Annotated in this window: 15 protein-coding genes; 11 read left to right on the forward strand and 4 right to left on the reverse strand. The window is 35.3% G+C overall.

What is annotated here, in order from left to right; all coding sequences use genetic code 11:
• Positions 1-24 precede the first annotated feature (24 nt).
• Positions 25-606: a 5'-deoxynucleotidase gene (gene yfbR, locus CC92_RS0100850; RefSeq protein WP_029502284.1), complete on the forward strand. Its 582-nt coding sequence runs from the start codon at positions 25-27 to the stop codon at positions 604-606.
• Between the two features lie 212 nt (positions 607-818).
• Here the strand turns inward: yfbR and CC92_RS0100855 are convergent, their stop codons facing one another.
• Positions 819-1,982, reverse strand: coding sequence for an FprA family A-type flavoprotein (locus CC92_RS0100855; protein ID WP_029502283.1), 1,164 nt, complete (start codon positions 1,980-1,982; stop codon positions 819-821).
• A gap of 682 nt (positions 1,983-2,664) precedes the next feature.
• Between CC92_RS0100855 and CC92_RS0100860 the strand changes: the two genes are divergently transcribed.
• The 8 genes from CC92_RS0100860 to CC92_RS0100895 all read left to right on the forward strand — a co-directional run bounded on the left by CC92_RS0100860 (position 2,665) and on the right by CC92_RS0100895 (position 13,248).
• Positions 2,665-4,314, forward strand: coding sequence for a vWA domain-containing protein (locus CC92_RS0100860; protein ID WP_031420074.1), 1,650 nt, complete (start codon positions 2,665-2,667; stop codon positions 4,312-4,314).
• 603 nt (positions 4,315-4,917) lie between these two features.
• Positions 4,918-6,453 (forward strand): glutamine-hydrolyzing GMP synthase, encoded by a 1,536-nt coding sequence (gene guaA, locus CC92_RS0100865; RefSeq protein WP_029502281.1) that lies wholly within the window; start codon positions 4,918-4,920, stop codon positions 6,451-6,453.
• A gap of 232 nt (positions 6,454-6,685) precedes the next feature.
• Entirely contained in the window at positions 6,686-8,269 is a 1,584-nt protein-coding gene (locus CC92_RS0100870) for a DNA/RNA helicase domain-containing protein (RefSeq protein WP_029502280.1), read from the forward strand.
• Positions 8,270-8,294: 25 nt separating this feature from the next.
• Entirely contained in the window at positions 8,295-8,663 is a 369-nt protein-coding gene (locus tag CC92_RS0100875; RefSeq protein ID WP_029502279.1) for a nucleotide pyrophosphohydrolase, read from the forward strand.
• Positions 8,664-8,892: 229 nt separating this feature from the next.
• Entirely contained in the window at positions 8,893-9,312 is a 420-nt protein-coding gene (locus CC92_RS0100880) for a hypothetical protein (protein ID WP_029502278.1), read from the forward strand.
• A gap of 755 nt (positions 9,313-10,067) precedes the next feature.
• The gene (locus CC92_RS0100885; RefSeq protein WP_029502277.1) at positions 10,068-10,988 is read left to right on the forward strand and encodes a Fic family protein; all 921 of its coding nucleotides are present in this window, start codon (positions 10,068-10,070) and stop codon (positions 10,986-10,988) included.
• Positions 10,989-11,250: 262 nt separating this feature from the next.
• Positions 11,251-12,315, forward strand: a complete 1,065-nt coding sequence (gene rsmH / locus CC92_RS0100890; protein WP_029502276.1) for a 16S rRNA (cytosine(1402)-N(4))-methyltransferase RsmH — start codon at positions 11,251-11,253, stop codon at positions 12,313-12,315.
• A gap of 108 nt (positions 12,316-12,423) precedes the next feature.
• Entirely contained in the window at positions 12,424-13,248 is an 825-nt protein-coding gene (locus tag CC92_RS0100895) for a helix-turn-helix domain-containing protein (RefSeq protein WP_029502275.1), read from the forward strand.
• Positions 13,249-13,292: 44 nt separating this feature from the next.
• Here CC92_RS0100895 and CC92_RS0100900 read toward each other — a convergent pair whose 3' ends face one another.
• On the reverse strand, positions 13,293-13,631 hold the full coding sequence (locus tag CC92_RS0100900; protein ID WP_051650653.1) for a TipAS antibiotic-recognition domain-containing protein: 339 nt from the start codon (positions 13,629-13,631) through the stop codon (positions 13,293-13,295).
• A gap of 493 nt (positions 13,632-14,124) precedes the next feature.
• Here CC92_RS0100900 and CC92_RS0100905 point away from each other — a divergent pair, with 493 nt between their 5' ends.
• Both CC92_RS0100905 and CC92_RS0100910 read left to right on the forward strand, forming a co-directional pair.
• On the forward strand, positions 14,125-14,802 hold the full coding sequence (locus CC92_RS0100905; RefSeq protein ID WP_029502273.1) for a YoaK family protein: 678 nt from the start codon (positions 14,125-14,127) through the stop codon (positions 14,800-14,802).
• An 87-nt stretch (positions 14,803-14,889) separates the two neighbouring features.
• Positions 14,890-15,552, forward strand: coding sequence for a PHP domain-containing protein (locus tag CC92_RS0100910; protein WP_029502272.1), 663 nt, complete (start codon positions 14,890-14,892; stop codon positions 15,550-15,552).
• Between the two features lie 375 nt (positions 15,553-15,927).
• On the opposite strand, the gene CC92_RS0100915 is transcribed toward CC92_RS0100910, so the two are convergent.
• Positions 15,928-16,770, reverse strand: coding sequence for a DUF6179 domain-containing protein (locus tag CC92_RS0100915; RefSeq protein WP_031420076.1), 843 nt, complete (start codon positions 16,768-16,770; stop codon positions 15,928-15,930).
• A 112-nt stretch (positions 16,771-16,882) separates the two neighbouring features.
• Positions 16,883-17,425, reverse strand: a complete 543-nt coding sequence (locus tag CC92_RS0100920; protein WP_029502270.1) for a DUF6323 family protein — start codon at positions 17,423-17,425, stop codon at positions 16,883-16,885.
• Positions 17,426-17,811: the final 386 nt, after the last annotated feature.

Genomic DNA, 17,811 nt, shown 5'->3' on the forward strand with positions numbered 1-17,811 from the left:
GAAGGGGAAGAACGGGGAATAGATATGGAGTATCATTTTTATGCGATGATGTCAAGAATGAAGTATATTGAACGGTGGGCATTGATGAGAAATGCAATTTCTGAAAATATTAGTGAACACTCTCTTGAGGTTAGTATGCTGTCTCATGCACTTGCTGTGATTGGAAGGAAGAGGTTTCAGAAAGACTTAAATGCAGAAAAAGCGGCATTGATAGGTTTATATCATGATGCTACCGAGATAATTACAGGAGATATGCCAACTCCTATCAAGTATTATAATCGAGATATCTTAGGAGCATTTCAGAAAATTGAAGAAAATGCAGCAAACCAGCTCCTTGGCATGTTGCCAGAAGATATCAGAGAAGAATATCAAAGCATATTCTTTGCCGCAGAGGAAGAAAGTTATCTGTGGAAGCTCGTAAAAGGAGCAGATAAATTATCCGCCCTCATTAAGTGCATGGAGGAAGAAAAGACTGGTAATACAGAATTTTTAAAAGCAAAAACTAGTATTGAAGAGGCATTAAAGAGAATGGAGTTACCGGAGGTAGAAGTTTTTATGACCGAATATCTGCCTTCTTATGAAAAGAGTTTGGATGAGTTAAGGTAAAACGAGCGAAAAAATCGGTGAAATAAAATCGGTGAATAAAATCGAGTAGAAGAAAATCAAGTAAAAGAAAATTAAGTAAAAGAAAATCAAGTAAAAGAAAATCGAATGAAAGAAAAGGACAATGTCAGATATTCTTGCGTAACAGCAGAGTATCTGACATTGTCCTTTAACTTTATGTTGATAGATATCACATTATTTACATGTTCGAATGATTATAATGCAGCAACTTTATCCTCAATCTCACGTAACTGTTCTGGGGTTGGGATATAACTAATCTTAATTGGATCTAATACCATCTCATAACCAAAAGATGCCAACTTATCATGAACTGCTGGTACGCTTTGTCCGCCCCAACCATAAGAACCGAATGCGAAGGCCTTCTTATTCTTTAATGTTAAACCTTCTAAGTAGCAAAGGAAGGAAGCAACCGTTGGAAGCATACAGTGGTTAAGGGTTGGAGAACCAACTGCAATGTAATCTGCTTTTAATACTTCGGACATAATATCGGAGATATGAATTTCCTTTAAGTCATAAAGCATCGTAGTAAGCCCTTTACGTGAAAATCCTTCCACCACGGATAAAGCCATCTTTTCAGTGGAATGCCACATGGAATCGTATATAACCAAAGCTTTTTTCTCATTTTCATCGCTTGACCATACATGATACTTATTAATAATATCCTTAACATGGCTTCTCCAGATAATACCATGGCTTGGTGCAATCATATCTAACTCCAAACCTTCAATTAAAGGTAGAGTTTTCTTCATTGGAAGTTGGAATGGTTGAAGAATATTAGCATAGTATTTCAATGCTTCCTGCATTGCTTTATCATAATCCACTTCATCATCAAAGCGTTTATTTGTAGCATAGTGTTGTCCAAAGCAATCGTTGGAGAATAAAATCTTCTCTTCTGGACAATAAGTTACCATATTATCTGGCCAGTGAAGCATTGGAGTTCCAAGGAAGGATAACGTACGTTTACCAAGAGAAAGAGTATCACCACTTTTCACAGGTAGATAGTTATAATCCTTACCATAATGAGCCATTAAGCCTTTTAAGCCATTTGGGGATGAGGTAACGAGGGTCGCATTTTTTGCTATTTCCATAACACCAGGAAGAGCACCAGAGTGGTCCATCTCCACGTGATTAGAAACAACATAGTCAATCTTGGCTGGATCTATGATTTCGCGGATACGATTTAATAATTCTTCTGTGAAGCCCACCTTAACTGCATCAATTAAAGCAATCTTCTCGTCAATAATTAAATATGCATTATAGGTTGCTCCACGATTTGTGGTATAGCCATGGAAGGAACGAACGTTCCAATCAATTGCTCCGACATCGTAGATCCCTGGTTTCAATTCAACTTTGTTCATAAGTAGCCTCCTAACAAAATATATAATGACATTACATCTAATTACAAAGGGTAATGAAAGCGCTGACAATATGTATTTCAAAAACAGCGCAATACCTTATAGTCTAATTAAATTGTATCATATCTAACTTAAAAGTAAATAGTCAAACATAGCAAAATACTATGGTTTCTTTCAATGAATGTGTTATTTTTACCAAAAAATACGGAATATGTATCGTAAATTTTTGTGTATTTAGTTCTATATAATAAAATAGAAATACTTAATGAATATTAAACTATGAAGTAGGTCTACAACGTAAGAATAGAATTTTTCTATTTTTAAGTTAGAAATGCGTATTGGAAGGAAAAACCTGCTGCTCTTTGCTGGGGAAATGAATATGAAATTCAGTGTTTATGAAAGGGCTTATTTATGTTTATGAAAGGGCTTATTTATGTTTATGAAGGGCAGGTGTCTATGGAACAAAATGTAAATAGTCATCGTCTAATAAGTAATCGCGATGGTACTAAGGATAAAAAATTAACTTAATATGACTGGCGCTATTAATTCATAACAATCTAGCATTTTATAGCTAGAGGAGGGCTTTCTAAAGTGTTTTATAAAGAGTAATCATTTGTTCCATATAGGGATGTGCTTGGATTGGTGGTGTAAGAATGATTTCTTAGTTTGGAGAGGAGCGGGAATTATGAAAAAAAGGAATAGGGTTTTAAAAAGAATGGCACTTATACTGTGTACCGTGTTAATATTGCCAAATATCATGGCATGTGCTAGTAAAATGGATAAGTCTACTGGGCAGGAGTCGAATAACATGGCTTCCGATATTCTATTTGATACTTCGACTAGTAAAAATTACACCTTTTCGGAATCGGAAGCAAAAGCTTATGATTCTGGTAAAGCAGATATGGATAGCAGTGTTAATTTGGACTTTACAACTGAAGAATACAATAAAGTGGAAGAACAGAGGTATCAATCGACGAAAAATCAGCCACTCTCCACTTTTTCCGCAGATGTGGATACGGCCTCTTATAGTAACATTCGCCGTATGTTAAAAGAAGGCAGAATGGTGGATACTGGTGCGGTAAGAATCGAGGAGATGCTTAATTATTTTAATTATGATTACAAGCAACCAGACGGAGAATCACCATTTGGTGTGACGACGGAGCTTTCTGACTGCCCTTGGAACCCGGATACCAAATTATTTTTAGTTGGAATCCAGACAGAAAAGGTAGATTTTTCAAAGAGCGCACCTGCGAATCTAGTATTTTTAATCGATGTGTCAGGGTCGATGATGGACGAGAATAAATTACCATTAGTTCAGAGAGCATTTTTAATATTAACAGAAAATCTCACTGAAAAAGACAGTATCTCTATTGTTACGTATGCTGGAAGTGATATGGTTGTGCTAAGCGGAGCGAAAGGTGACCAAAAGGAAAAAATCCAGACAGCGATCACCGAGTTAGAAGCAAGTGGTGGGACTTATGGAAGCAAAGGAATTGAAACAGCTTATCAGATCGCAATGGAGAATTATATCGAGGGTGGGAATAACCGTGTGATTTTAGCAACGGATGGCGACTTAAATGTTGGTATCACTAGTGAGAGCGAGCTGACTAATTTAATTGAGGAGAAGAGAAAGAGCGGTGTTGCACTTTCCGTACTTGGTTTTGGAACTGGAAATATCAAAGACAACAAGATGGAAGCTCTTGCTGACCATGGAAATGGAAATTATGCTTATATTGATTCCTTAATGGAAGCAAGAAAGGTATTAGTGGAGGAAATGGGTGCCACCTTACTTACAGTTGCTTCAGATGTAAAATTTCAGGTTGAATTTAACCCTGCAAAGGTAAAAGGGTATCGTCTGGTAGGATATGATAATCGAAGACTTGCTACTGAGGATTTCAACGATGATGCCAAAGACGCTGGTGAAGTAGGAGCGGGACATTCGGTAACCGTGCTATATGAACTTGTGTTGACGGATTCCAAGATGGAGATTCCAGAGACAGAGTTAAAATATCAGACAACAGAACAGACGAATCTGGTGGATGAATTATTAACTGTTAATATTCGATATAAAAAACCTGGGGAGCAAAAATCAATTCTTATATCAGAACCGGTAGGAGAAGAAGGATTAGCGGACACTCTGACCAATAACTTGGCATTTGCTTCCGCAGTAGCAGAATTTGGCTTGTTATTAAAAGATAGCGAGTATAAGGGAGATGCGGCATTTGCAAAGGTTCTATCTAGATTAGAAAGCACTGATTATAAACAAGATGAATATCGCGCAGAGTTTTATCAGCTGGTAAAGACAGCAAACGAAATCTATTCAAAGGCGGATTAGTCTTCCTAACACTTATAAAAATGCTGCTATATAGTCGGTGATTAAAAATTTCAACATTGTTTCGAGTGAACCGTTTTTGCGAGGAGCAAAAGCGGGTTGTGAGCGAAAAAAGAATGTTAGAAATTAATCACCGACTATATATCACCAAAATTATGTCGAAGTGCTGTGTGCTTTTGGTATGAAAATTATTGATTCTGTGGAAAAATATTTTTATACTAGAACATTTGCAAAAAATGTTGTAAAATGAGTGACATAGATTTTGAAGGTTTATGGAAACATAAGAAGGTAACAAATAATGGTTTGAGATTGGGAAATAAGTGTGAAGAGCATTTCTAAGGTGTCAGAAGACGCCGCCTAAGAAAATATAAACTTCATATTAGTAGAATGAAGATGAAATCCATTGAAATTCGTTTTCTTCGTCCGATTTTTATGCATTGTTTGTGTTGCTTGTGTGTGTGAGAGGAATAAATTTTCCTTTACCTGGATATTTCTTCCCGCGTCATTCTTGGAACAAATATCTAGCTGACTAAGCAGGTGTATATTCGAGTGTTTCTATAATAGAAGTTAAATTTGATAGAGAAAGCATATTAGGAGGAAGCAATTGTGAATAAGGAAATGGTAGTTGTACTTGATTTTGGTGGACAGTACAATCAGCTGATTGCAAGACGTGTCAGAGAATGTAATGTTTACTGTGAAGTTATGCCTTATAACACCAGTTTGGAAAAGATAAAAGAATTAAATCCAAAGGGTATTATTTTTACCGGCGGACCAGCAAGCGTATATGCAGAAGATGCTCCACACTGTGATAAGGGTATCTTTGAGTTAGGAATTCCGGTACTTGGTATCTGCTACGGTGCCCAGCTGATGACTCAACTTCTTGGAGGTACTGTAACGAGTGCTGAGGTAAGAGAATATGGTAAAACAGAGATTAAGGTGAATACCACTTCAAAATTATTCAAAGACGTTGCAGAAAATACAATCTGCTGGATGAGCCATACTGACCATATTAAGACTCCTGCGGAAGGATTTGTAATTACTTCAAGTTCCGAATCTTGTCCAGTAGCAGCAGTTGAGATGGTAGAGAAGAAACTTTATGCAGTACAGTTCCACCCAGAAGTAGTTCATACCAAAGAAGGTACTAAGATGCTTCGTAACTTCTTATATGAAGTATGTGAATGTAGTGGTGACTGGAAGATGGCATCCTTTACCGAGGAATCCATCAAGGCATTACGTGAGAAGATCGGTGATAAGAAAGTGCTTTGTGCATTATCTGGTGGTGTAGACTCCTCCGTAGCTGCAGTTATGATCTCTAAGGCTGTTGGTAAGCAGTTAACTTGTATCTTCGTAGACCATGGCTTACTTCGTAAGAACGAGGGTGACGAAGTTGAGCAGATCTTTACTACTCAGTTTGATGTAAATTTTGTACGTGTTAATGCACAACAAAGATTCTATGATAGATTAGCTGGAGTATCAGATCCAGAAACGAAACGTAAGATTATTGGTGAGGAATTCATCCGTGTATTCGAAGAAGAAGCAAAGAAGATCGGAACCGTTGATTTCTTAGCACAGGGAACTATCTACCCAGACGTTATTGAATCCGGTCTTGGTAAATCTGCTGTGATTAAGTCTCATCATAACGTAGGTGGTCTTCCAGAGCATGTTGATTTCAAGGAAATCGTAGAACCACTACGCCTTCTCTTTAAAGATGAGGTTCGTAAGGCTGGTTTAGAACTTGGAATTCCTGAAAAATTAGTATTCCGTCAACCATTCCCAGGACCAGGACTTGGCATCCGTATTATCGGTGAAGTTACACCTGAGAGAGTTAAGCTAGTACAGGAAGCAGACGCTATCTACCGTGAGGAGATCGCAAACGCAGGTCTTGACCGCAGCATCGGCCAGTACTTCGCGGCATTAACAAACATGCAGTCTGTTGGATGTATGGGTGATGAGAGAACTTACGATTACGCAATTGCACTTCGTGCAGTTACAACCACCGACTTCATGACAGCGGAGTTTGCTGAACTTCCTTGGGAGTTACTAGGTAAGGTTTCAAGTCGTATTGTGAATGAAGTTAAGGGTATTAATAGAGTACTTTATGATTGTACGGGGAAACCACCGGCAACGATTGAGTTTGAATAGCCAAAGTACATGTATGACGAACAAGCAGTAGTTACGAGTAAATATTGATCACATTATAAATAATGGTACCTCTTCAAATTTTTATTGAAGAGGTACTTTTAAGTTATAACTAATATTATCTATTACATATAAGGAACTCAGTTAGCTCCCTGTTGTAAAACAGAAGCTTTAATTGTATAATTTTGTTTATAATTACATTAGCTAAGCAAATTAAGTTACCGGAGGAGATAGAGTGTATAAAATTACAGAAGGTGATTTTAAGAATCAGAACTTTGGACAAGAAGACTATTTAAGAAACTGGCCAATGCTTTATATTTTGGAAAATGGAAAGCAGGCGTATATCGGTGAGTCGAATCATGTTTTAACGCGAATGTCTCAGCACAAAAGTATAGAAGAGAAAATGATATTTAATAAAGTTCATTTTATATACGCCAATTTTTTTAATCAATCAGTTACATTTGACTATGAATCAAAGCTAATTCAATATATTGCAGCTGATGAGATGTATGAAATAACAAATAAAAATGCTGGATTAGCAGATAAAGAGTATTATGAAAAGAAAACATATGACGAGAAGTTCAGAATGTTATGGAGGCGGTTGCAAAAAGAAAAATTGGTGCGACGCTCCTTAGAAGAAATTGAGAATTCAGACTTGTTCAAATATTCACCATTTAAGGAATTAAACGACGATCAGCGAGAAGCTGTTGAAAGCATACTTGGGCGTCTTAAGAAAAACCTTAATCAATCGATTGTTATTAATGGGATGCCTGGTAGTGGTAAAACTATTGTGGCAATTTATCTTATGAAGTATTTAAAGGACAGTGAAGAGTTCTGCAATAAAAAGATTGGAATTGTTATTCCTCAGACATCATTACGACTGACAATTAAAAAACTTTTTCGAAGTATATATGGTTTAAAAGCATCGGATGTTTTGTCACCATCTGATGTCACAAAGTCTAGATATGATATATTATTGGTAGACGAGGCTCATCGTTTACACCAATATAAGAATATTTCGTATCGGGGCTCATTTAAAAAGAGTTGTGAACGACTTGGAATGACAACAGAATGCGACGAGTTAGATTGGATTTTGGCGCAATGTGAGTGTCCAATCATTTTTTATGATAAGATGCAGGTGGTTGGACCTTCTGGTATTGATGAAGTTCGATTTAATGATAAGATGCTGAAAGATCGACGAAATAGGATAACGGAATATTTTAGATTATTAACGCAGATGCGTGTTAAAGGTGGAAATGATTATATTGGGTATATTAGATCTATTCTTTATAATACTGTATCCGTAAAGAAACTATTCGACAACTATGAATTTAAGATGATAACTAATTTTTCTGATTTTGAAAAATTAATGAGGCAAAAGGATGCAGAAGAAGGGTTATCTCGTATGCTTGCAGGGTATGCATGGGAATGGATTAGTAAAGAGGATAAATCAAAGAAGGATATAGAGATAGAGGGAATGCAAAAAATGTGGAACAACCGCACAGAGGGTTGGGTACACTGTGACACCGCGATTGATGAAGTTGGCTGTATTCATTCTATCCAAGGATATGACTTGAATTATGCGTTTGTGATTTTAGGAAATGATATTTATTATGATAAAAGTACTGAACAAGTTGCGATTAATTCTAAACATTACTTTGACAAAAATGGAAAGCATACCGCTTCTTATGATGATTTATTAAGGTACATAAAGGATATTTATTATGTTTTGATGACCCGCGGAATAAAAGGTACATACTTATATGTATGTAATTATGATTTAAAAGAATATTTGGAGAAGTTCATCGAAGTAATATAGTTTTCTTATAATAAGGAGTATGAAAATGGAGAGTAATGTATCGATTAAAGTTTTAAAAGATAAGGTTCAAAGTTTTTGCGAAGAGAGGGATTGGGATCAGTTCCACAATCCCAAAGATCTTGCAATAGGAATATCAACAGAGGCAAATGAATTGCTAGATTTATTCCGATTTAAAAGTGAAGAAGATATGATGAACATGTTGAATGACTCTGTAAAAAGATGTAGTATAGAGGAAGAGTTAGCTGATACATTCTTTTTTATTCTTCGGTTTGCCCAGCGTAATAATATGGATTTGGCAGAAATACTATATGAAAAAATGAAAAAGAATGCTTTAAAATATCCGGTAGAAAAAGCAAAGGGTAGTAATTTGAAATATACAGAATATGAAAGATAAACTAAAAATGGACAGGCTCTATAGAATTAACTATATTTTGTTTATTGATTCGATCTTTAACTGAAAAATGAATGCATAAGGTGTTACAAGAAAAGAATTATTAAGATTGATCTAAAGATATAATCCATGTAATTTTCTTAAACTCAAAAAGTTCACAAATTAATCACATCTCCAGGGAACACTATTCCTAAATCAGTGCACTTATTGCTTTGGGAAGGAGAAGTGCAAAATGAACAAAGCTAAATTAAGTAGTTTTGCTATTGCCGGAGTGATTGGACTTGCAAGTTTTAACCCAATTACAACCTTAGCAGCCGAAACAAAAACGGAATCAACAACACAAACAGAAATTAATACTGACGGTAGTGAAACTAAAGATAAAAAAGCCGAATTTGATAAGAAAATGAAAGCGGCAAGAGAAAGATGGAATTCTTTAAGTCAAACGCAAAAAGACGAAGTGTATACCTTACTGGAAAATGAAATAAATGAACACAACAAACTTCTCGATAGATTAGTAGAGCTAAAATTGCTTGATCGATCGGATGTTGATAATTACAAAGCAAATCATGCAACAAAATATCAAAAGATAAAGGAAAGTGGTGAATACCCTTTGTTTAAAGGTAAAGGTATGGACAAGAATCACAAACGTTAGAATTTAGTATCTGTAAATGTAGATGAGTCAACAATAAGTGTACTGATTTTATAGTTTGTAAAACAGAAAAAAATGTGAACTGATATAGTACTTTCCACGGATTAAGTTTCTTGAATGTAAAATAAATTTAATACAACGCATACGATATAAAACTTCCTTTAAAAAAGATAATAAAATTCTATGAAAAAAGAGATGTCTTAGAAAGAAAACAAAGCGATAGGTGAGAAAGTAAAGCCTATAAGTGAGAAAGTAAAGCCTATAAGTGAGAAAGTAAAGCCTATAAGTAGGAAAGTAAAGCTTATAAAGTAATCAATTGCACAAAAGATGACATTTTATATATACGAGCAGGAATCAATCTTAAAGATTCCTGCTTTTCTTTGGTTAATAGATAAAGTGTATGGTTGTTAGATAAATTTAAATTATTCATGAATTATCTAAGAATAGAAAACTGCTTAAGAATATATGGTTTTAAATTTATTTAATGTATAATTGATTACGTTTAGTTCTCAATAGGAATAATAGATAATAATAATTCAAGATAAAAATTGATAATATTCCGATAAACTGTTATAGTAAGAAGAATAGAAGTGAAGAAGAAATAAAGAAAAAAAGAAATCAAGAAAAGTTGATAAGTAGATATGAATAAAAGAAGATATGAATAAAAGAAGATACAAATAAAAGAATGTAAGAATGCATGTATAAAGCAAATTGCAAGTATAAAAGAATGTTACAATATAAGAAAGAAGGTGAGATAAATGGAATACATGTCAGTAAAAGAAGCATCCCTAAAATGGCATATCAGTGACCGAAGAATTCGAGTATTGTGTTCGGAAGGAAAAATTTCTGGAATTCGAAAAGACGGAAAAAATTATAGAATACCTGTTGATACTCTAAAACCAGTGGACGGAAGAACTTTAAGGGGGAAAGACATTCCGACGGAATTTAGGGAAATATTTGCTCGAATAGATGCAAAGAAAGCGGAGTTACAGAAAAGAAGACCTCCTACACAAGGGGAACTAGAACGATTAAGAGAAGAGTTTTTAATCGAGTTTACTTACAACTCGAATGCGATAGAGGGGAATACCTTAACTTTACAAGAGACAGCGTTAGTGCTGGAAGGTATCACAATTGATAGAAAGCCATTAAAAGATCATCTTGAAGTAGTAGGCCATAAAGAAGCATTTTTATATGTTGTAGAACTGGTTTCAAAACAAGTTCCAATATCAGAAAAGGTAGTAAAAGAAATTCATTCCTTAATCTTAATAGATAGACCTCATGATCGTGGTGCGTATCGCAAGATACCGATTAGTATTATGGGCTCTGTACATATGCCGCCGCAGCCATTTTTAGTACCAGTACAGATGGAAGAGTTAATGAGGGTAGATGGTATGAGAGTCAATAAGATCCATTTGATTGAACGACTGGCAAGGTTTCATATGGAATTTGAGCGAATCCATCCATTTATCGATGGAAATGGACGTACAGGAAGATTATTAATGAACTTAGAATTGATGCAGCAGGGTTTTCCACCAATTAATGTGAAATTTTCGGATAGAAAACGATATTATGAATGTTTTGCTGACTTTGATGAACAGAATAATACTGGTAAAATGATTTATATGCTTGCTGATTATATGGAAGAAGAACTAGATAGATATTTAGAAATTTTGGGATAGAATAGATTTATGAATAGAAATAAATTTAGTAGTGATAGGCAAGTAAGAACTCTATGAGAGAAATAAGAACTCTATGAGAGAAATAAGAACTCTATGAAAGAATTAAGTAATAGTGATAGAAAAATAAGATTCTATGAAACGAAGAGGAGATATTATGACAAATCAAAATAAAAACAAAACAGAGAAACGCCTAACAGAAACAGAGAAACTCCTAACAGAACACCCCATCATTGAGAAAGAGAAACCCTTAATAGAACACTCTATGAAAGGACACCCCACAGACACCCAAGAACTACCCCACAAGCGCCGTGTCCGTTACAAAGGAACTCACCCAAAAACCTATAAGGAAAAATATAAAGAAAGACAACCAGAAAAATATGCAGACACCATCGAAAAAGTAATTCAAAAGGGCAGTACCCCAGCTGGTATGCACATCTCTATCTGCGTGAATGAAATCTTAGAGTTTCTGCAAATTAAACCAGGACAAAAAGGATTAGATGCAACCCTTGGCTATGGCGGTCATACGAGGGAAATGTTAAAATGTCTAGAATCCAAAGGCCATATGTATGCACTTGATGTTGACCCGATTGAGATTGTGAAAACAAGAGAGCGCCTTCTAAACCTTGGATTTGGTCCTGAGATTCTAACCATCAAACAGCTTAATTTCGCTAACATAGATGAGATTGTGAAAGAAGCAGGACTATTTGATTTTGTATTGGCGGATTTAGGAGTTTCCTCAATGCAGATTGATAATCCAGACAGAGGATTTTCTTTTAAGACAGAGGGGCCACTGGATCTACGATTAAATCCTGAGAAAGGAATTTCAGCAGCAGAACGTTTAAGTGCCATTTCACAAACAGAGTTACAGGGAATGTTAATTGAGAATTCGGATGAACCTTATGCAGAAGAAATCTCAAGAGCGATTGTAAATGAAATCAAAAGAGGAAATAAGATTGATACAACGTCGAAACTTCGTGATCTTATAAGTAAAGTTCTAGTTTTCATACCGGAAAAGGAACGAAAAGAAGCTATTAAGAAGACTTGTCAAAGAACCTTTCAAGCATTGCGTATTGATGTGAATAACGAATATGAAGTATTATACAGTTTCTTAGAAAAGCTCCCGAATGTATTAGCAAAAGGAGGGCGGGTTGCAATCTTAACCTTCCACTCAGGAGAGGATAGGCTAGTGAAGAAATCCTTTAAGAATTTACAACGAGAAGGTATCTACAGCGAGGTTTCAGAAGAAGTGATTCGTCCATCGGCGGAAGAGTGTAATAGAAATCCACGTGCCCGTTCTACAAAGATGAGATGGGCGATTAAAGCGTAATTCTACCATTGGTTTACTTTGCATTTTCAACCAATGGTCGGTTGAAATGTTTGTTTATATGACGTTATACTGATAGTGTAAATAAGCGAATGGAAAGGAAACGTTAAGATGGATAATGAAAAAATGGCATTATTAATTCTCAAACAGCGTAAAAAGAGTAAGCTAACACAAAAAGAGCTGGCAGCGAAACTAGGTGTTACCGATAAAGCTGTTTCCAAATGGGAGCGAGGATTAAGTTGCCCAGATATCTCGTTATTATCTACACTATCAGACCTATTGGGAGTGACTACGAGTGAATTATTAAATGGAGAAAAATCACCTATGTCTTCGGCGACTGATGCAGATTTGATTGTTGAGTCTACTATCCAGTATGCAGATAAAGTAACAAAGCGTAAATCACGGGATATCCGAAAAGCATTTGCAGTAACGATAACTTCTCTTTTCGTTCTTGGGACTATGGTTTGTCTTATCTGCGATTTTGCTATCACAGGTAAAATAACTTGGTCATGGTATCCCATCAGTTCCATGATTTATGTGTGGTTACTTGCTATTCCTGCGGTTATTTGGAGAAAGAGGGGAGTTTTTATCTCCTTAATTAGTACAAGCCTTTTCACTATCCCCTATCTTTATGTGTTGGAGCAGATAATCGGGATAGATAGTCTCATTATGCTTATTGGTATTCCTGTTTCCATCGCCTCTTTCCTATATCTGTGGATTGTATATGGATTATTAGTGAAAACCAAGTGGTCCAGATATCGATCTGCTTCGCTTGCATTGATACTTGGAATTCCATTGTCCTTTGGAATCAATTTTATATTATTAAAGCAGATCGGGGAGCCTCTAATTGATGTCTGGGATATTCTTGTTTATTTCCTATTGATTCTTTTTGCAGCTATTATCTATAGTGCTGGGCATGTTAAAAAACAACGTTAGAAAATCTAACGGTTTTTAACATGCCCAGCACTATTTTCAAAACACTACTTAAAATACTCCGTCAGTGCCCTTCCAATAAACACAGAGGCCCCTACTCCATATAAGTTATCATTTATCTGTATCATCTGTTCATTGTGAAGATACCCTTCTATGACCATATCCCAATAATTACTGCCCATATCGATTCCTTTGGTAACCTCGCTACTTAACGAAATCATTTCTTTTACTAATTCTTGAACTTCCCGAGATGTTACATCCCGGGTTAAGTTTTCTGTAAGCTTTTGCATTAACTCTTTTGACTTAGTAATATATTCGTTGCTATTTTCCTTTATATTTTGAAGTTTTTCCATTGTCTCAGGAAAGTTGTTAAGATTGGCTTTCATAGCATCTGTATTATAAAAATATAATTACACCTGCCTATGTAAGGTTCAATAGGTTACTTCCTTAATATTTTCGCATAGGATAGGAGAGAAACAGCCAGTTCATTTATTTATCCTATATTGACAGCAGTTGGTGATTTCATTATTCTATTATATAAGAAAAGATGTGATAGTAATCACTATATTTAAATCACTATATTTATAAGTATAGAAAGAAAAGAAATCATTTCTTATGTTAAGAAAATGGTAGTATGCGTATTTTTATTTAGCTTACCTGAAAGTATGATGAATATATAATAAAATAAGGGAGATTCACGGAATAAGAAAAATCAAGGGTACTGAGTTATGTACAGCTACTATCTCCTGATAGATACATGCAAAGAAAAAATTTGGATTTATTCATTAGCACTAACCAAATTAGATGATACATAGAAATGTAAAAAGCAAGGAGCCAAAAGCAAGAAATCAAAAGCAAGAAGTCAAAGGAATGGTCAGCATGAAAAAGCAGAAGCAGATTTCAGAATCGTTACAACTAGGGATAATATTAGCACTTTCGGGTGGATTTATGGATGCATACTCTTATGTATGTAGAGGAAAGGTCTTTGCGAACGCGCAGACCGGTAATATATTATTATGTGGAGTCAATCTTTCCGAAGGAAATTGGCAACTTGCACTTAAGTATCTTTGTCCGATCTTAGCATTTGTTTTAGGACTGGCACTTACCAATATGGTACAGTTGCATCGAAAAGATAAGAAGGTGATTCATTGGAGGCAGATTACAATTCTCTTTGAAGCTGCCGTGTTGCTTCTTGTCGGCTTTCTGCCGCAGAGTTTAAACCTATTAGCGAATAGCATTACTTCGTTTGCTTGTGGAATCCAGGTAGAAAGCTTTCGAAAAATCAACGGCAATGTGGCCGCTACTACAATGTGTATTGGAAATCTGCGTTCTGCAACGAATGCTATCTGTGAATTTCTGTATACAAAAGAGAAGAAAGCGGCATTACGAGGAATATTGTATTTTACAATCATATGCTTCTTTGTAATAGGTGCTATTCTTGGAAATGTAAGTGTTAGGTTATTACAAGAAAAAGCCATTATTATCAGCACTTTATTCCTGCTCATTGGTTTTATCATGATGTTTTTTTATAAGGAAGAGAATATAGCAATGGATTGAGATTATAGAGTGTGAACTTTTTAAAGTGGTCGTACTCATTTTCTCATAAACTAATATGCGTGTAATTGCGCGGGATTGGAGGTTGTTATGAAGGTCGAAATGCATATGCATACAAGTGAGGTCAGTCCTTGTGCGATGGTAAGGGCAGCAGCTGGTGTAAGAGAGTATAAAAAAGCATTCTACGATGGGATTGTAATAACAGACCATTTTAATGATTATGTCTTGAGTGGCTTTATAGGAAGCGACCGGGAGAAAGTAGCAAAATATTTAACCGGTTACAAAATTGCAAAAGATCAGGGGGAAGAGATAGGGATTACTGTATTTTTTGGAATTGAAGCATGCCTTCTGGGATCAAGGAATGAGTTTTTACTTTACGGGCTAGAACCAGAATTTCTTTATGAATATCCAAAACTCTATACCTTGTCGATGAAAGAATTACTTCAAGAGGTAAGGGGAGCAGGAGGAATTGTGGTTCAGGCTCATCCATATCGAGGTTATTGTACGCAGGAGGATCATCAGTATCTGGATGGAGTTGAAGTTTATAACGGAAATCCACGTCATGATAGCAGAAACCACCTTGCTATGGATTTTGCAAATCAATATCCTCATCTAATTAAGACTTCTGGCAGTGATTATCATCAACTGGGAGATTTGGCATTTGGAGGGATGATATTCCCTCAAAAGCTCTACACTGAGAAGGAATTAAGAGATGCTTTGCTTACCAGAGAGTATGGATTAATTTGCAAATAGGGAACGACATCTATAATTACTATTAGTAATTGAGATTTCCACTATATAATACATAAATGGGATGCTAGATCATCTCACAGTTATTCTATTTATCATTACCTTAGTTTTTATGAGTTTATTATTGATTGGATGGAATAAGCTGAATAAGCAGAGGGGCTAAAACCGCTATCAAAATCAGTACTTAAAAGCCAATATCTTAATAATGTAAACCCAAAACAGCTCGCTGATAAGGATGTGATGAAAAACGTCACTTCTTTATCAGTGAGCTACTTTAGTAGAAATGATGAAAGCTACTAATTCCAAGGGGATTAACTATATTATTAAAGATACATAAGATAACACATTCTAAATAAATAGCATGTTAGTATTTCGTAATCACACCGTACAAAGAAATATCCGATCGAGAGTACCATATTGTATCCCCATTTGAATTCTTGCTGCATAATCCTTCGCTGCCTTAGTAAAATAAATTTGTGCGATATCATCTCCAAGAGGTGAAACTATGGTTTGAATTAATAGTTTTATCTTCTGCTCCATTGCATAAACATCGTCTCCATTAAAATAAGCTTTGATCAAATCACAGTCGCTATATTTTAACAGTAGAGTTTTTAATGGTTTTTTGACAATGCTGCGGCCTACTGCATTTAATAAGACAGGGTAAGATAGGTTATCAAAGTATAGTGTTTGATAATCTGGTATTATATTTATTAATAGATTTCTTATTGTAAATCGGTCAAAACAATGTAAGAAGTGTTTTTCCAGGAGGACACCTTTTAAATATGCTAATATCAAGTCAATACCGCATAGGTTAGGTAAATCTATGATGAGTGGATAGTCTAGTGTGAGAATATGGTTTTGTGGATGAAATTTGGCATCATAACATGTGAAGAAAGCAGGCATACCTTTTAGGATAGTATCACTGTAATTTACACAGCCATAGTTTTCGAAGTTATCTATGATGCGATCATAGAGATTCTTTGCTTCTTTTGTCTTTTCTATCACAAGGTCTAAACCTCGTTCATATAACAAGGAAAGGTTAGGCTGTTTCTCATCTACGATCGAAGAATCATACTCAGCTTCCGCTTCATTTATGCAGTAAATAACAGTTTCCATAAGCATTCTTGCTGTTTCATATGTCACAGAACTGCTTTCTTTTGAGGTATATTTCTCGGTTAATTTCGCCACAATGGGTAGCAAATCTTCTATTGTATACTCCATGTTAACTCCCATCTGCGTGCATTAGCGCGCATCTAATTCATGACAAGGAAAAGTTCGCGAAGCGTACTTTTTATTGTTTAAGGTGTTGAAGATAGGTGATTTAATTTCAAGGTTATCTCCAGCATAACTCCCTTAATACTTCGAGGTAGAGGTCTTTATCCCATCTAGCTTCTTCAGAAAATTGTTCGTATTCATGAAATCCACCAGTCTTTTGATAACCTTCATATCCAGCTCGAATAGCGGTACAAAATCTCTCAAGACAGGTACCGGAGAGGTATTCAATGTCTCCGAAACAGACAGATTCAAACTGTTCTTTCATAAAAGTGATGAGTTCATCGTCTGTTAATTTATCTTCGGATTCATTCTTAAATTCATAGAAGACATCCTGGAGTTCTTCTAAGAGTTCTACGTAGTTGTCTTGATTCATGTACTGCGAATCGCAAAAGGCGAAAATTAGCTTGTCTAAGATACCATTATTAAATTCCACTCGCTTGTGTTTTCTAAGGCTTTCGTTTCGGCAAACCATAAGTTCTTCTGCATCCTCTTTCGTTAAAGTTAAACCAAATTGCTCCGTTTTATCATTGCAGGATATCAGTGTTGCTAGCTCATTTTTCTTATTTTGCAAAAGAATTAATTCAAAAAGATTACTATCCATAGAACACTCCTTTCGATTGTAGTAGCTCATTATACGGCTACTGTAAAATCATTACAAGTCTTGAAAAAATGTTGGTTTTATGGTATGCTATATATAGAAAAAGGGAGTTAAAAGTCAATTTAAACTCTCCTTTTTTATGTCTAAATAATGTGATTTTTGCAATATTCTTCTCGTAATACGGTTGAAAGAACAGATAGGTAGTAAGTTACCTTAGAGTAAGATAGAAGAGTATTTTATGTAGCTATATAGTTTCTTCGATAAAAGAGATAGTAAATGTTATTAGGGAACAATGGAAAAAGGCTACTTCAAAATGGTAATCCTAATGTCTTTAAGGATTATTATTTTATAGTAGCCTTCTTTATTCATGACAATGAAAAGTTCGCGAA

Source organism: Lachnoclostridium phytofermentans, assembly GCF_000733755.1.
In the GTDB taxonomy this organism is placed as follows: Bacteria; Bacillota; Clostridia; order Lachnospirales; family Lachnospiraceae; genus Lachnoclostridium; species Lachnoclostridium phytofermentans_A.

Coding starts and splice junctions, on each gene's coding strand:
- rsmH (WP_029502276.1), top strand. CDS start 11,251: ATGAAAGGACACCCCACAGACACCCAAGAACTACCCCACAAGCGCCGT.
- CC92_RS0100910 (WP_029502272.1), top strand. CDS start 14,890: ATGAAGGTCGAAATGCATATGCATACAAGTGAGGTCAGTCCTTGTGCG.
- CC92_RS0100895 (WP_029502275.1), top strand. CDS start 12,424: ATGGATAATGAAAAAATGGCATTATTAATTCTCAAACAGCGTAAAAAG.
- CC92_RS0100920 (WP_029502270.1), bottom strand. CDS start 17,425: ATGGATAGTAATCTTTTTGAATTAATTCTTTTGCAAAATAAGAAAAAT.
- CC92_RS0100905 (WP_029502273.1), top strand. CDS start 14,125: ATGAAAAAGCAGAAGCAGATTTCAGAATCGTTACAACTAGGGATAATA.
- CC92_RS0100880 (WP_029502278.1), top strand. CDS start 8,893: ATGAACAAAGCTAAATTAAGTAGTTTTGCTATTGCCGGAGTGATTGGA.
- CC92_RS0100900 (WP_051650653.1), bottom strand. CDS start 13,631: ATGAAAGCCAATCTTAACAACTTTCCTGAGACAATGGAAAAACTTCAA.
- CC92_RS0100855 (WP_029502283.1), bottom strand. CDS start 1,982: ATGAACAAAGTTGAATTGAAACCAGGGATCTACGATGTCGGAGCAATT.
- CC92_RS0100915 (WP_031420076.1), bottom strand. CDS start 16,770: ATGGAGTATACAATAGAAGATTTGCTACCCATTGTGGCGAAATTAACC.
- yfbR (WP_029502284.1), top strand. CDS start 25: ATGGAGTATCATTTTTATGCGATGATGTCAAGAATGAAGTATATTGAA.
- CC92_RS0100885 (WP_029502277.1), top strand. CDS start 10,068: ATGGAATACATGTCAGTAAAAGAAGCATCCCTAAAATGGCATATCAGT.
- CC92_RS0100875 (WP_029502279.1), top strand. CDS start 8,295: ATGGAGAGTAATGTATCGATTAAAGTTTTAAAAGATAAGGTTCAAAGT.
- CC92_RS0100860 (WP_031420074.1), top strand. CDS start 2,665: ATGAAAAAAAGGAATAGGGTTTTAAAAAGAATGGCACTTATACTGTGT.